13 protein-coding genes and 1 pseudogene are annotated in these 14,498 nt (G+C 33.6%); 3 read left to right on the top strand and 11 right to left on the bottom strand.

Going from position 1 to position 14,498, the window contains the following annotated elements:
- Positions 1 to 543: 543 nt before the first annotated feature.
- The gene (locus JFT89_RS13295; RefSeq protein WP_242488397.1) at positions 544 to 1,989 is read right to left on the bottom strand and encodes an SIR2 family protein; all 1,446 of its coding nucleotides are present in this window, start codon (positions 1,987 to 1,989) and stop codon (positions 544 to 546) included.
- Positions 1,990 to 2,482: 493 nt separating this feature from the next.
- Between JFT89_RS13295 and JFT89_RS13290 the strand changes: the two genes are divergently transcribed.
- Positions 2,483 to 2,683, top strand: coding sequence for a cold-shock protein (locus JFT89_RS13290; protein ID WP_201040154.1), 201 nt, complete (start codon positions 2,483 to 2,485; stop codon positions 2,681 to 2,683).
- A 365-nt stretch (positions 2,684 to 3,048) separates the two neighbouring features.
- Here JFT89_RS13290 and hfq read toward each other — a convergent pair whose 3' ends face one another.
- From hfq to JFT89_RS13265, 5 genes are all read right to left on the bottom strand, one after another.
- Positions 3,049 to 3,237 carry an RNA chaperone Hfq gene (hfq, locus tag JFT89_RS13285; protein WP_201040153.1) on the bottom strand — a complete coding sequence of 63 codons (189 nt, stop codon included), beginning with the start codon at positions 3,235 to 3,237 and terminating at the stop codon, positions 3,049 to 3,051.
- A 22-nt stretch (positions 3,238 to 3,259) separates the two neighbouring features.
- Positions 3,260 to 3,595 carry a transposase gene (locus JFT89_RS13280; RefSeq protein ID WP_098344289.1) on the bottom strand — a complete coding sequence of 112 codons (336 nt, stop codon included), beginning with the start codon at positions 3,593 to 3,595 and terminating at the stop codon, positions 3,260 to 3,262.
- Between the two features lie 250 nt (positions 3,596 to 3,845).
- Positions 3,846 to 4,124, bottom strand: a complete 279-nt coding sequence (locus tag JFT89_RS13275) for an AbrB/MazE/SpoVT family DNA-binding domain-containing protein (protein ID WP_201040152.1) — start codon at positions 4,122 to 4,124, stop codon at positions 3,846 to 3,848.
- Positions 4,125 to 4,526: 402 nt separating this feature from the next.
- The gene (locus tag JFT89_RS13270; RefSeq protein ID WP_201040151.1) at positions 4,527 to 4,850 is read right to left on the bottom strand and encodes a hypothetical protein; all 324 of its coding nucleotides are present in this window, start codon (positions 4,848 to 4,850) and stop codon (positions 4,527 to 4,529) included.
- 20 nt (positions 4,851 to 4,870) lie between these two features.
- Entirely contained in the window at positions 4,871 to 8,278 is a 3,408-nt protein-coding gene (locus tag JFT89_RS13265; RefSeq protein ID WP_201040150.1) for an S-layer homology domain-containing protein, read from the bottom strand.
- Between the two features lie 340 nt (positions 8,279 to 8,618).
- On the opposite strand from JFT89_RS13265, the gene JFT89_RS13260 reads away from it, so the two are divergent.
- Positions 8,619 to 9,179, top strand: coding sequence for a recombinase family protein (locus tag JFT89_RS13260; RefSeq protein WP_201040149.1), 561 nt, complete (start codon positions 8,619 to 8,621; stop codon positions 9,177 to 9,179).
- 304 nt (positions 9,180 to 9,483) lie between these two features.
- On the opposite strand, the pseudogene JFT89_RS13255 reads toward JFT89_RS13260, so the two are convergent.
- Positions 9,484 to 9,747: pseudogene (locus JFT89_RS13255) on the bottom strand (hypothetical protein).
- 26 nt (positions 9,748 to 9,773) lie between these two features.
- The gene (locus JFT89_RS13250) at positions 9,774 to 9,962 is read right to left on the bottom strand and encodes a hypothetical protein (RefSeq protein WP_002090003.1); all 189 of its coding nucleotides are present in this window, start codon (positions 9,960 to 9,962) and stop codon (positions 9,774 to 9,776) included.
- A gap of 115 nt (positions 9,963 to 10,077) precedes the next feature.
- On the opposite strand from JFT89_RS13250, the gene JFT89_RS13245 reads away from it, so the two are divergent.
- The gene (locus JFT89_RS13245) at positions 10,078 to 10,230 is read left to right on the top strand and encodes a ribbon-helix-helix domain-containing protein (RefSeq protein WP_000290205.1); all 153 of its coding nucleotides are present in this window, start codon (positions 10,078 to 10,080) and stop codon (positions 10,228 to 10,230) included.
- A 213-nt stretch (positions 10,231 to 10,443) separates the two neighbouring features.
- On the opposite strand, the gene JFT89_RS13240 is transcribed toward JFT89_RS13245, so the two are convergent.
- The 3 genes from JFT89_RS13240 to JFT89_RS13230 all read right to left on the bottom strand — a co-directional run.
- Entirely contained in the window at positions 10,444 to 11,106 is a 663-nt protein-coding gene (locus JFT89_RS13240; protein ID WP_201040148.1) for a restriction endonuclease, read from the bottom strand.
- Positions 11,099 to 12,079 (bottom strand): DUF3991 and TOPRIM domain-containing protein, encoded by a 981-nt coding sequence (locus JFT89_RS13235; protein WP_201040147.1) that lies wholly within the window; start codon positions 12,077 to 12,079, stop codon positions 11,099 to 11,101. Before JFT89_RS13235 ends, JFT89_RS13240 begins: the two co-directional genes overlap by 8 nt.
- A 97-nt stretch (positions 12,080 to 12,176) precedes the next feature.
- On the bottom strand, positions 12,177 to 14,498 hold a 2,322-nt coding region (locus tag JFT89_RS13230), incomplete at its 5' end, for a type IA DNA topoisomerase (RefSeq protein WP_201040146.1).

The following is a 14,498-nucleotide window of genomic DNA, read 5'->3' as shown; positions in this document are numbered from 1 at the left end:
TAGGTAAAAAAGCTAGCATGGATCTAGCTTTTTCTTTTTTGTTTATGGATGTTCTAACTGTCTTATTTACAGTGTTTTGAATGTATACTTTCGCTTTATAAATTGAGGATATCAGCTGATTCCTTTTGAAGTCAATGTTTAAAGGGATTTAAATGTAAACTAATGGCTAAAAGTTTACATTGGAGTTTTGGTTTATTTATAACTAATTTTGTAATAAATTTCTCAATATAGATATACTTGTTAATCGTGGTTTTAATATTCAAAAATAACAAAAAATAAATTATAATAAAAATATGATGGTTATCCTTTTGTTTACTCCTTGTGCTAAAGATAAGATCCTGTTCCTGGATCTTATCTTTTTATTTTTGGATTTTAGATACAAAAAAGGAATCCTTAATAGCTTAAGGATTCTGCAACAGGAAATTACAAAAATATAAACAATAGAAAAAATTACTTATAGTACAATCCATATACTTATATTTTATTATTGATAAAATCATATACAAGTTTCAATTGTAGAATTCCAAAACTTTATGCCAACGCTTAACTTTCTTGGAGACTACGAGAATATACCTCAATCTTCTCATTTGTGTCAGTAATTACTTCATAATTCTCTTCGTTTATCACTTTTGTAATAAGTTCTAGAAAATCAGCTGAGTACCTATGTTGAGATCCATTGATTCCCATATCAATATGATATATATTATTAGAACCTTTTATGTCAAAATTAGTATCTGTTTTAACTTTGTTTATAGCTACATTTACTTTATGCCAATAACTATACCCTAATTTACTTGATACATCTGTAAGTCTCATAGGGTATCTTGCTAACGCTTGTTCAGGATCTAAAATTTGTCCAAATCCACCTAATGTTACTTGTTTTGTACTAGCTTGTTCGCTTGATTTTGATTTAAACCCTAAATAACTGGAAAGGGTTTCTATATCTCTTAAACCGTTCATTCTAACCATATCAACTTCTAAATTAGTTACAGTTTTACTTTTAACAATATTGTAGATATTTTCCTGTAGAGTACTTAAAAAGTCTATATCAGATTTATCACTTTGCATTAAACTCTTATATACATCTTCAAACGTATTAACTAAAAGATAATTAACTCGGATGTTTTGCCCTTCTCCTAATGGTATTACTTTATCAATTGGTGGAGTAAAATCTTCTGGGATGCTTTCTCTTTTCCATTCTACGAACCATATGTTATTAACTATTTCATCTTCGGTTTCACTAACTATTTCAGAAATATCGGATAGGATTTTTTGAATGTTTTCATCGCTTATAGAGTAGCCAATGAAGACTATTGGATGTTCCATAAAGTATGTTAACAATTTGGCAGACAAATACTTTCTTTTCTTTTTAAACAATTTATAATCGTCATCTGAAATGATAATTTCTTCAGGATTACTTACACAACCATGTACTTTTAATATATGTCCTATGTTCAATGCTTTTCGATCTTTTATCACTTGTTCCCCAACAATTACATTGAAATTTGGAAATAGCGTTTCAAGTAATTGATCATAATTAGTTGTAATTATTGCATGTGGGTTTAAAGTTTTTAAGATCTCGATTTCGTCTTTATGTACATTTGTTTCTAAATTAAATTGTGATAATAATTCCTCGAAAATCATTTTTATTTGATATTTCAGGTAGATACTATCTGAAAATTCCGTACCATAAAGGTGTTCAGGATATAAACCAGTACCTTGTTTCATCCAAGCGTAGCTTTGATATTCTTCTACAATAGCTGATGCAATTAAAGGATAATTGCCTCCTTTTTTCTGATTATAATAGCCAATAGGCATTTTTATTTCAGGGTTTAATTCAACAAGTTGTTTTAAAAGTCCTAACCAATTTGGTCCATTAATATATCGAATTGAAAATCCTGATCCGACAAAAAGAATTGGTCGAGTACCACTATCATCTAAAGTCATTTTTAATTTCGCAATGGATTTTTCTAAATACTCTTTGTACAAAACGACTCCTCCTTACATATATATATCCATTATAAATTAATATTGCTTTATATTTTAAACTATTTATTTCCTTTGAATCATAATTCAATATTTATCTCTAATTACATATAGGAGTACCGTTAGCATTTCGAAAAACCCCCACGCTAAGCAAAAAAATAAAATAAGCTGCCCATAGGGACAGCTTATTTACATAATTATCGTTATCAGTTGTTGAATGTCTGAAAAAAATCAAACCAATGATATTATTGAGATCCTTTGGTAACTTCTTGCTGTGATAACTATCATAGTAACTTTTTCTCCAGCAACCACTATTAGTAGCTAATTACCATAAGGACTTATTTTTGAAATTCGCTATTTTTTAGAAAGTATGTTAATGTAAGAAAGACCTATTTTTGTTCGGTTTGAGATTAAGAATAAATTTTGTTTTTCGTCTAAGGTATTTGAGTAAGGGTAGTAACATATGTGTGGGTATCCATACTAGGAGGCAACAATTATGGAACAAGGTAAAGTAAAATGGTTTAATGCAGACAAAGGTTTTGGATTCATCGAGCGTGCAGATGGAGAAGACGTATTCGTACATTTCTCAGCTATCCAAATCGACGGTTTCAAATCTTTAGACGAAGGACAAAGTGTAACGTTTGAAGTAGAACAAGGACAACGTGGCCTACAAGCTACTAATGTTCAAAAAGCTTAATATTAGCTGATGAAAGACCCTCTTGTAGGGTCTTTTTTTTGATTTTGTTACAATATTCCGAATACCAAAAAACGGATTATATATAGTCGTAGGATTTCCAATCTTATTTGTTGGTGGACTTTTGATTGTATATCTTATACACGTCTAGTTAACATAACGCCCTATTATCGGTAGCAAGGAAAAAGGCGGAATCTTATTCTCACAAAGGAACCTTCTTTTTTGTTCTGTGGATCTATGCATTTTTTTATACATTCCTATCCTGAAAAGGTTTTAGAGTTCTCGTTTGTTACTGAATTAGCTGAAAAACTGCATAAAATTTTGCATACTCTTAGCGTGGTTTTTTTCCGAAATGCTGGCGGTACCCATTAAATAGCAAGTGTAGAGATTGCTTGTTTGTAGATTAGTTGTTGTTTACCATGAACCATCATTAGGACGGTAAATTTATCTGTTGCAAGGATCTGCCCACGTATTGGAACGCCATTCTGTAAAAATACAGTAATTACCCCTTTTTTCTCTTTCAATTGCTCATACATATCTTCTTGTAAGTTATACATGAAATACGCCCCCTATTTGTATCTACTTTTCTTTTAATGCTTGCTGCATCTCATTGTTGTCTATTTGTATTTCCCATTCACCTTCTATTTTTCTAAACCATTTTCCTATCTTGCTTACATAGTATTTTTTCACTTCACTATATGGAATCCAAATTTCACGTTCCTGTATTTGATTCATCACTTCATGAAGAATCTCATCATGCTCGTATTTTTTAGGCTTTCGATGATGCGTTCTTACAAATTGTATGTATTCCCTACGTAACCAATTAGAAATATGATCTTTTTGTTTTTGCCGGAGATGTGACCACTTTTTATTTGTCTGAAGGAGTTTTCCATTTACTTTTATATGGTTTTTCAACAAAACTCATCCCCTTTTACCATTTAAATGCATATATACAACTATCGTATCACATTTAAATTGAAATACGGCTCTAGGTACATATTTCGCAAGAAATCTATCCAAAAAATACAATACATTCTCCATGTAGCTGATTAAGTCGACACAAGATTAAATGTAGACTAGTATTGTATTTTTTTAGTTTTTAAAAACATTACGGTACGTGAAATTATTATGTTAACCATAAAAAAAAGCCCCTTGAAAGGAGCACTTATTTGACAAGGTACTGTTCTATTTCTTTTATTAATAGTTCTGCACCTTCTGGACTTAATGATATCTTACCCTTTGCTAATGCTATGTTACGATTTGACACTTCTCCTGTTAATGCACAAACATGACCAGGCTGATACTTCTGTAAAATGATGTCTTCCCCTTCTACAAAAATCTCTAATGGTGATTTTTCTTTAATCCCAAGCGTATTTCTAAGTTCCTTTGGAATTACTATACGCCCTAAATCATCCACTTTTCTAGTTACTCCGGTTGCTTTCATCCAGCATATTTCCCCATTTCATTATCAATTTGTACCCAAGTTATTCTTTACTATTGTAACAGGATTTCTCCATATATGAGAAACATAATAATCCCAAAACTAACGATCATAACCAGAAATTCTTTAAATCTTTGCTGAAAGGAAATACGCCCTTCTTCCATCCTACACGCCCCTTTTCTCTATAACTTTTTATGGGGTACGGAAACGATTCTGGGTATGAGGGGCCACTCTGGAGATTTATTCAAATTTATACTGTAAATGAGAACTATAATTTAACAGTCAGAAAAAAATCAAAGGAGTTTAGTTATGCTCTACTTTTTTATATCATTCTCAGAATATGTAAGGCGTTCTAGGTTTTAAACATAAAATAAAAAGGATCAATGATTGACCCTTTTTATTATTTTAAAACTTAGTTTGTAATGAAAAATTTGGTTTAAAGGAAATTTGTAATAGTTGTTTTTCGCTTTCGTCGTAAACTTTTAAAGTATTTCCCAAAGTTTTTATTTTATTTACATTAACCAATATAATATCGTAAATAAGCGATTTTAAGTTCTCATGCGTCAATTCAAGGCTTACATAGTTTTCATAAACAGATATAAATAATTCCAAGGTATATCCTGACGTATCTGTCGATTTGTAACTATATATACTTGCATCAGCATCTATAACCGTATGTTCATTGCAGAAAATCTCTAATAATTCCAATTCATCATAAATAATTCCCATCACGATGGCTCCTTTTATCCTTAATAAGGGACAACGGTTACTACATCACCTTTATCATTAGTAATAACCCTAGCGTCGCGTCCAGTATATTCCCATGAATCGGGTTTATTACCAGGTTTTTTTGTCCCATTTTTGATTATATCCTCTACTACAGAAGGTGTAATACCTCTAGGATCCACAAATTCTTTAAATTTCTGTGTACCAGGTACAAGCCCTCTACTTTTCGCGCGCGCCTCTAATTCAGCGCGTACTTGTATTGTATCGGGAGCCATTCTTTCTAAAGCATGCTCAGAATATTTACGACCATTGATGGCCCCTCCACCTCTTGGCATACTCCACCCGATACCTGAAGTACCTTGTGTTGCTTTTTCAAGATTTTTCGCTTTCTTTTCTAGGTCACCAATCTTTCCAACAACCTTACCAATTACACGTGTAGTACCACCTGATACAACGGATAGTGTCCCCCAGCCATAATCTTCTGGTCCATATTTCCTACCTGTTACCAGATCTTCACCTTTGATTAACTGTGCAATTTCTATTCCTGTTCCAACACCCGGTGAAATACCTAAGATAAACGCTAGATCTTGGTCATCTTCACGATTATATATTCTAGAAGGATCGCCGCCTAAATCACGCAATGCATTACTTAAATCAATATTCCCAACATTGATGGCTGCTGCAGGTATATCAATCTTATGACTTGCTATTTTATTAGCGGAGTCCATGAATGTATTTGCAAGATCTATTCCCATATTGAAATCTGTGAAGAATCCTGGGACTTTCGCATCTAATGCTTGTAAATCTTTCGCAATGATTGGAGCGTTTTTTCTTGTTACTTGTACAAGTTCCTCCAATTGAGGTTTCGCTTCATCTACAGAATGTTTTAGGCGAATGGAACTATTTACAACTGGTCCTAAGTCCGTAACTACACCCGAAAGCCCTTCAGCTAACTTACGATGATTTTTTTCAATTTCAACTGTTGCATCAGCTACATCTTTTAAAAAGCCTGACCATTTACCAGAAACCACATCTAATGCTTTGTAGTAATCAGCATAGTCTTGATAAAGCGCTCCATAGTTTTGGAGTATAGTAGTATATACATCAGCACTAAATCCCATCCACTCTTTTCCATACGCTAGGGCATCTTCTCTCGTATTTCCAAGCAGTCTGAATAGTTCTTGTCTTTGGGTGACTGTTAAATTTTTTATGTCACCTTTCATTGCATTCACTAATTCTTGCAATTTATCTTGTGATTCTTTCATCACTTGCATTTTATACTGTGCATCTTGCTTTGCATTGTTTATGTTATTGGAAATACTTTCCCAGTTCTCTGCAGCATCTAACAAACCTTGTTCTGATTCTTCTAAAATTTTGATCGTGTTATTTATGACTGGTTCGTCACTTTTTAAATAATCTAATACACCTTCAAATATTTTTATTTTCCCATCGAGAAGAGTAAGTGGACTTTTGGCTTCCTGATCAAAAATAATTGCATCATGAATACTTACATATCCTTTTTCTTCTTGATAATTCACCTCATACCAAGAACCAACTTTCCCAGTTACTTCTATCACTTCACCATTATTCACACGTTTTGCACGCAATACTTTTTTCAAATCTGGCTCTGGATATACTTTTTTAACAAGGGATTCTAATGTAACCCACCCTTTAACCATTTCTCCATCTTGATTAAAGGAGAATTTCTTATCTTTATATGTAAAGTCTCCTGTTTGTAATGCACCTGAAGGTTGTAGTAAATACCAATTAAACTCTTGCTTCATCCAACCATTTTTTGATTCATGGGAAGCATCAAAATAATATGGTTTCCCATCAACATTTGTAAATCCTGATTGCACAGAACCTAATGGACTAAAGTAATAGATTTTCCCGTCAATATGTTGGATTCCAGTTTGCACCATGCCATCGGTCCCCAGATAATAATCATATCCATTTGTATGTACCCATCCCGTTTGCATAAAACCATCGGTACCAAAATAATAACGTTTCCCATCAATTGCTTGGAAACCAGTTATTCTTTGCCCATCTTTTTTATAATACGTCCATTTTCCTTCTTCTTGTACCCACCCTTGTTTATTATCTAAATAGAGTGCTTCTTTTAATTGATCAATCCATTGTAATCCATTTGCAAGAAGAGTTAAATCACTATCTAATTGCTTATCAAATTTCTTTTGAACATTGGGCGGAAAATATTTTTCAGGATCTTTATGATACTCAGTTATCATAAAATGAGACAAATTCGTTGCTTCCTTTGCTACATCCCATGAACGAACTGGTGATTCACCAATTATAACTGACTCTAGTACCCTGACATATCCAATTTCCCCTTGATACTTGACCTGGTACCACAAACCTTGTTTTGAGATGACTTCTAAAACATCTCCATCCTTTACAGATTTAGACTTCAATAGAAATTTTGTTTCTGGCTTTGGATAGATTCTTTTAACAGCAGAACGTAGAGTAATCCATCCCTTTTCCATATCCCCGTACTTATTAATTTCAAATGGTTTTCCTTGATAGGTAAATGTTCCTGTCACATACTTCCCATCTTTTAAATAGCTCCATGAAGTTGTAGAAAAACTCCATCCAGTCTTTAGTTTACCAGGTTCACTATAGTATAAAGTATCTTTCCCTACTTGTTTTCTCCCTTGGTATAGCCTTCCATCTTTAAAAAAGGAGTACTCTATTCCATCTAACGTAATGTTATCTCTTTGCTTACTACCATCTTTGTTGTAATAGTACCAATTCTCTTTCTCCTTCACCCAGCCAACCGATTCATTATTTTTCATATCTGTTACTGCTATAATCGCCCTATATAAGAACATAGAAAATTGCTCTCTTGTGACATTTCCATTTGGATTAAAATTGCCGTCACCTGTACCACTTGTTATTTTGTTACCAGCTAATATGTTGACATATTCGTTGGCCCAGTGATCCTTCATATCCGTAAATTCAAAACTTCCTTGCGGCTTTAAATCAAATGCTTTTACTAGCACAACAGCCATTTCAGCACGCGTCATATTATTTTTCGGATTGAATTTTTTCTCAGCATTTACGCTGAAAACCCCCCGTGCTGTAAGAGCCAAAATTTCTTTTTTAAAATTGCTCTCACTAATATCTACAAATGGGTTATTTGCACTGTCTTGCGGTTTTAAGTACCTATATAAAAAGGCTGCAAGATGTTCGCGTGTGATTTGATCCGTGGCACCAAAATATCCATTTCCATAACCAGTAATGATTTTATTTTCAGCCATGTACATCATTTCTTTATAAGCCCAATGTGTTTTTGGCACATCGATAAAGGATAATGTAGTTTCTTGATTATTTTGTTCTGCATAAGCTGTTCCTAATGTACTGAATAATAAAATACATACCATAGAACTCAAAAATAATTTTTTAATTGTGTTCACAATAGACCTCCTATTCAATTGTTAAAGATATAATTTCAAAATCAGCACTTATTTGAAATTTCGGTTTCCTCTGTAAGCATTGGTGCATAGGTAGAAAATAATGATATTATAAGTCCTATGACTTTCTTCATACTCGCATCTCCTTATCAATAAATTAAAAACCTTTTAATTATATATTAAATTTTATTACTATCGAAATAATAAAAAAGAATATGCATAATTGCATATTTACCTTCTCAATAGAGTGTACCCTATTGAGAAGAAATCCTTTCCTTGATATTATTAGTCTCAGAGACTCTCAATAACACTTATCAAAAATATATTTGAAATGAGAAGAAAAATGGTCTATGGATACGCTCGTGTAAGTGCACAAGATCAAAATCTAGATACACAGATTGAACAGCTCATGAAATATGGAGTAGATGAAATTATTAAAGAAAAAATAAGTGGAGTAACAAAACAAAAGCCAGAGTTAGACACTATACTGTCAAAACTAATTACTGGGGATACTTTGGTCGTAACTAGAATGGATCGTTTAGGTCGAAATACCATTCAGCTATTACAGTTAGTAGAACAACTTCGGGAAAAGGATGTTCACTTTGCAATTTTAAATTTAGGAATTGATACAAGAACTCCAACGGGCAAGTTCTTCTTAACTGTCATGGCTGCCTTTAGTGAATTAGATCGTGAAATGATTAAAGAAAAACAACATGCGGGAATAAAGCTAGCAAAACAAAAAGGAGTATATAGAGGAAGAGTGAAGAAATACACAGATAAACATCCTGGCATGAACCATGCAATTGAATTACGAAAACATACCAATAAAACAATAAAGGAAATATGTCAGATTACAGGAGTGAGTCAGGCCACTCTATATCGTAGATTAAAAGAACTTGAATAAAGTTTTTATATTTGTAATTAAATCCCAGAGTGGCCCCTCATCCCTCGAATCGTTTCCGTACCCCTTATATGTTAAAATATAGAGGAAAGAAACCAGCCAATTTCTTTCCCAGACGGTCACTCATGACTTTGCTCTTTGTTTGCTTTTGCAAATGAAGAGCTTTTATTTTGCATACTTATACTTACTTTCTAACATCGCATAGCGCAATAGCTTTAACTTTGTCTCTTTTTTCAATGCTTTCCACTCAGATACACCAATTTTCATTTTTCATTCCTCCAATAATTAAATTTGTTATTTATATAGCTTATAAGTTCCAGTTGTAAATCTTTCTAATTTGTTTATCGCTAAACCCTTCATGGACAGCGAAGATTTCTGGAAAATCAGAGATACACAAATCAATAATTGTATTATCAGTTGTTCTTATATAGTAATATTGAACAGCTCCCTCATAATTCTAATATAAATAGTATTTATGAATTTTATAAGTTAATCCATTTTTCTCTAATACCTCATAAAGCTTATTTTTAGTTTCATCCATTACGTCAAAAATAGTTAACTGCTCCACTATTAACAGCTCCTCATTGCGTAAATTTACTAAACTAACTCTAAGAACAAGGTTGTTTCATTATGTTCATTGGTATGCACATTGAACTGTTTTCCCGTAGCTTCTAATGCACTAAAAAGCATTCTTTTATATCCTAGATCCATAAAATCTACACTGATTTGACCATGATTCATAATAAATTGAAGATCAGCCATCATCTTTTTAACTTTCCGTTCCATGTAATAACCTCCTCAATAAAGTTATATAACTTATATAACTATTCTATTACTCATTTTTCTGGTTGTCAATATAAGTTATATAACTTATAATATTTTTTATAGAGGAGGTTGTTATATGGCTGTTAATAAAGACAAGTACACTCAAATTTTAGTTACTTTTACAAAAGAACAAGTAGAACAAATAGAAAATTATTGGCATGAAAATAAGCTGAAGAATCGAAATGAAGCAATTCGTCAGATCGTAGACAAAGGGTTAAGTCGTAAATAATGACTGCCCTTTTTATTTTCCCTAAAAAACCTAAAAACGCATTTAAAGTCCGTTTCTCCCTCTACATACGTTTTTATGACGAATACGACTTATTATATTAACAACTAATTAAAAATCTCATACAATCAAATCTGAAGATTCATTTTTGTGTTAAACTGATTTTTCTCATGTATTCTTTAAACAAATGAAAAAGAGCCGGATTTTCATCACAGCTCATGTATTAGTTGGTTCTGTATGTGTACATGTGGGATATTGAGAACAGCCAAAAAACTTATTTCCTGTTTTATTCGAATTTCGAATGACTAAATCATGTTTACATGTTGGACATTTCCGTTCTGCAGGTGTTACCCCTTGATATACATCTTCAGCCGAATATTCGGGATTAATTTTATTAATCAATTTCTGAAGTTCTACACGATCTATTAGTTTTACATTACAAGCTTCCGCTAATTCCTTTGCTTGTCTTGTATATACACTGTTTGTTACAACCCAGCCCTCATGTGCTTTGTAATAGGCTTGTGCTCCATATATCTCTTGTACGGCACTGATGCCGACTCTATTTTTCATCCCGTAGCGTTTCGCCTGGATTACAATACGATTTTTCCCCTTCAATACCAGATCCGCTCCGAAATCATTTGACTGCTTTGTGACTGTTGGAGAATAACCCAACTCTCGAAAGAGAGCTTTTAGATATACTTCGAATTGATGTCCGTCCATTTTGTCTATATAGCGAATACCGGACTTAGCTATTCGCTTCAGTATTCTTCGCTCCCGAAACTTTCGGTACATAAATTTACAAATACGGAAAAGAACATAAAGGATAAAACCATAAATCAAAATTTGTAATATGTTTGGCATTTCTGGTAGATTAGACACTTCTCTCCACCTCTTTAATTGGTTTTACTTTCTTTGGTTGTGCTGTTTCTTTTACCTGTTGCTCACTCACTTGTTTCTTCCGGACATCGTTCCAATCTTCTTTTTCATTCTTTGGAATATCCTCTTTAAGATCTACAAAGCATTTCATCGTTTGAATGAAGTCTCTCCCAGCCTTATCATTATCAACTGCCATAATGACCTCTTTAATATCGTGCCCTTCTTTTTTCGCATCCATTAAAGATTCAATCACTGTTTTGGACTTCAAACCATGCATAGAAACCAGGCGAGCATTTTGGATATTATTTTGTTTAATGCTCCAATGAGATAACATGTCGATTGGATCTTCATAAAAATAGATCTTATCCGGCTTACCCACATCAACCGTAAAACCTGCATTGATTTTTTCATAATTCGGGACGATTTGTTTAAAGCTGCCTCTTTTATTCTCCATTTTTACAGTGCCTTGACGGTTCATTCCAATTACTTGCCCTTTGCCACCTTCTTCTCTCCATTTGAACACGACATTGTTTTTCTTATCCTGGACGATAAGATCCTTTTTAATCAGCCAGTTCACCAGGCGAGGATCTATTTTCCGCTCATCAATTAAGTATTGCTTGATTTCTGTTTGTTTCGGCACCTCTAAGTGTTTTGGATAACTAAAAGGCTGCTGTTCTTTTTTGTGTTCTTCCTCAACTTTTGAGCGATCAAACTCTTTGTAATCCCCTTTATTGATGTCTAATACAGCTTGTGGGAATGTCATTTCATAGTACATCATCGCAAAGCTAATCGCTCCATAGCCCTTTTCGCCACGACTATTCCAGGCGTATTGATTTCCTTTAATAAGGAGACTGTCATGTTCCGTATGACGATAATAGTTTCCTTCTTTCTTAAACGTTTCTCCCTTTGCTTCCAGATATGAAATCAAGTCAATATTTCTTGCTTTCATCGCATCCTCCGTACTGACATGTGCCATTACGGAATCCCCCCTTTACTCTATAAAATGAAATAAAAAAGAGGACTATTCCGTTTCCTAGTCCTCTTTTGCTACTTATAGTTGATATATATGATTTTTATTTGCCGAATAAGAATTTTAATCGCTTCTCCTGTACGCTGTATGATAAACGAGCGTCAAATTTCTTCCCGTTTTTGTTTGAGATAAACCCTTTGATTTGATCCGTCACATTCTTTTCTAATAACTTTTTCACATGGTTACTACTTAGATTTTTACCAGAGAATGTACCAAAAATAATGAAGTCACAGCCTTTTTTGTATTTCTCACATAAATAGTTACTTTTCCCTACAAGAACCCTACTCTTACATAATGGACATTTGCCAATTGTACGATCTTCAGTCGTTGGAAAACGGAATTTCAAACTTCCGTCCGCTTCCATATAGATAGCTGCTGTAAATTCTCCCTTTTCTCCTTGAAAGCCGTTGATAAAATCCGTTGTTTTATACTGAATTAACTTTTTCATCTGATTACCAGGGATTGCTTTCCCTTTCATCTTGGCTGGTAACATAAAATCACATCCATTTTTATGCTCCGTGCATCCATAAAACGTTTTACGATGAAGCATATCCCCTTTTTTACATTTTGGACATTTACCAAATGACAGCTCCTCTTGTGTTGGGAACTGAAATTTAACTTTCCCTTCATGTAACACTAGATAAGCGGAAAACTCCTTCTCATTGGACTTAAACCCTTTTAAAAGATCTGTTTTCTTATCCTCAAACAGCTTTTTCGCTTGCGCTTCCGGAATCGCTTTTTCTTTAATTTTTTTCGGTAAGGAGATTTCACATTCCGGATAATTACTGCACCCATAAAAATTGCCTTTATGAAGGATTTTCCCTTTTCTACAAGGGCATTTACACACCTCAATTTGTTGATTCCAAGTATTAATAATGCTATCCGACACTTTATCATCCATTGCGCCTAATTGTTCCACCGTATCTTTTACAAACGTATTTGTTTTCTCTACAAATTCCTCATATTTCATTTCTTTCTTTTCGATCATGTAGATCATCCCTTCCATTTCAGCCGTATAAGCTGGATTTTTGATTTCATCTACCGGAAAAGCATCTATAAACGCACGACCAATATTAGTGGTTCGAATCTGACTGTTGGTAACATCAATATAGCTTCGCTCTAACAGTTTCGGAATAAACGTTTCTTCCGTTGCGACTGTTCCAATCCGTTTTCCTTTCATAAGTTCTTTCAAATGTTCATCATCCAATTTACGCCCTGCCGTTTCCATAAAGGTTAAAATGGAACTTTCCGTATGAAAGGCTGGTTTCTTTGTTCGTGACTCAATCAAGTCATACTGAACGACTCTGAAAGAATCTCCTTCTCGTAAAATAGGTATCTGAAATGCCTCAACTGATCCTTCTTCTATATCCTCTTGAAACACACTTAGAAACCCTTTCTCTTGTAGGATCTTTTCTTTTGTACTATATGTGTTGCCTTCTTGATCTATAAAGTGTACTTCTCTTACCAGATAGATTGCTGGTTTCATAAAGTTCCCGATAAATCGTTTTACAATTAAGTCATATAACTGTTTTTCTAATGGATTTCGGTTGGTTCCGACATATAATTTTGTTGTTGGGATGATGGCAAAGTGACTACTGACTAATTCATCATTAAAAGTAGAATGTTTTTTCGTAATAGAAGATGGAATTACTTGTTGTACGAGATTTGCATAGGAGCTTTTTTCTAATACTGCCATTACTTCCTTCACTCGTTCCACTTGCTCTGTAGGTAAATGCCTGGATGAAGAACGAGGATACGTAATAAAGCCTTCTTCATACAAACTCTGAATATATTTTTTTGCTGTTTCTGCATTTATCTTTATCTTAGCGTGAGCATCTTTGTAGATATCCGTTAAGTTATATAATAATTTTGGTTTCTTTTTTCTCGTACTTTCTTTAAATTCCGTTACGATTACATTCGTTTCTTTCAAGCTATCTCCAAGCTTTTGTAATGGCGATGGATCTATCAGTTGCTCTTCTGTTTTCATTACTGGTGATAAACCGTTTTCCGTTAGTAGCTTTAAATTGTAATAGGTTTGTTCTTTATAATTTTGAATAGCAATTTCCCTTTGACGTATTTCATTTAAGATACACATTTGAACACGACCAGAAGCCAATAAGAATTGGTTTCTGGCTAGTTTTGATGTACAGCCCCTTGTAACATTAATCCCTAGAATATAATCCAGGTATTGCCTTGCTTTAGCCGATTGTGCAAGCCCGTCATAATCTTTTAATGGTTCTAATCGATTCAAAGCTCCCTCTAATTCTGCGGCCTCATAAGATGACTTATATACACGAGACTGTTTCTTATTTACTCCCGCGTACTCGTATACCTCTCTATAGATTAATTCTCCTTCTCGATCAGC

The sequence above is a fragment of the Bacillus sp. TH25 genome, assembly GCF_016650935.1.
Classification (GTDB): domain Bacteria; phylum Bacillota; class Bacilli; order Bacillales; family Bacillaceae_G; genus Bacillus_A; species Bacillus_A mycoides.
This window is presented reverse-complemented; position numbering and strand designations above follow the sequence as displayed.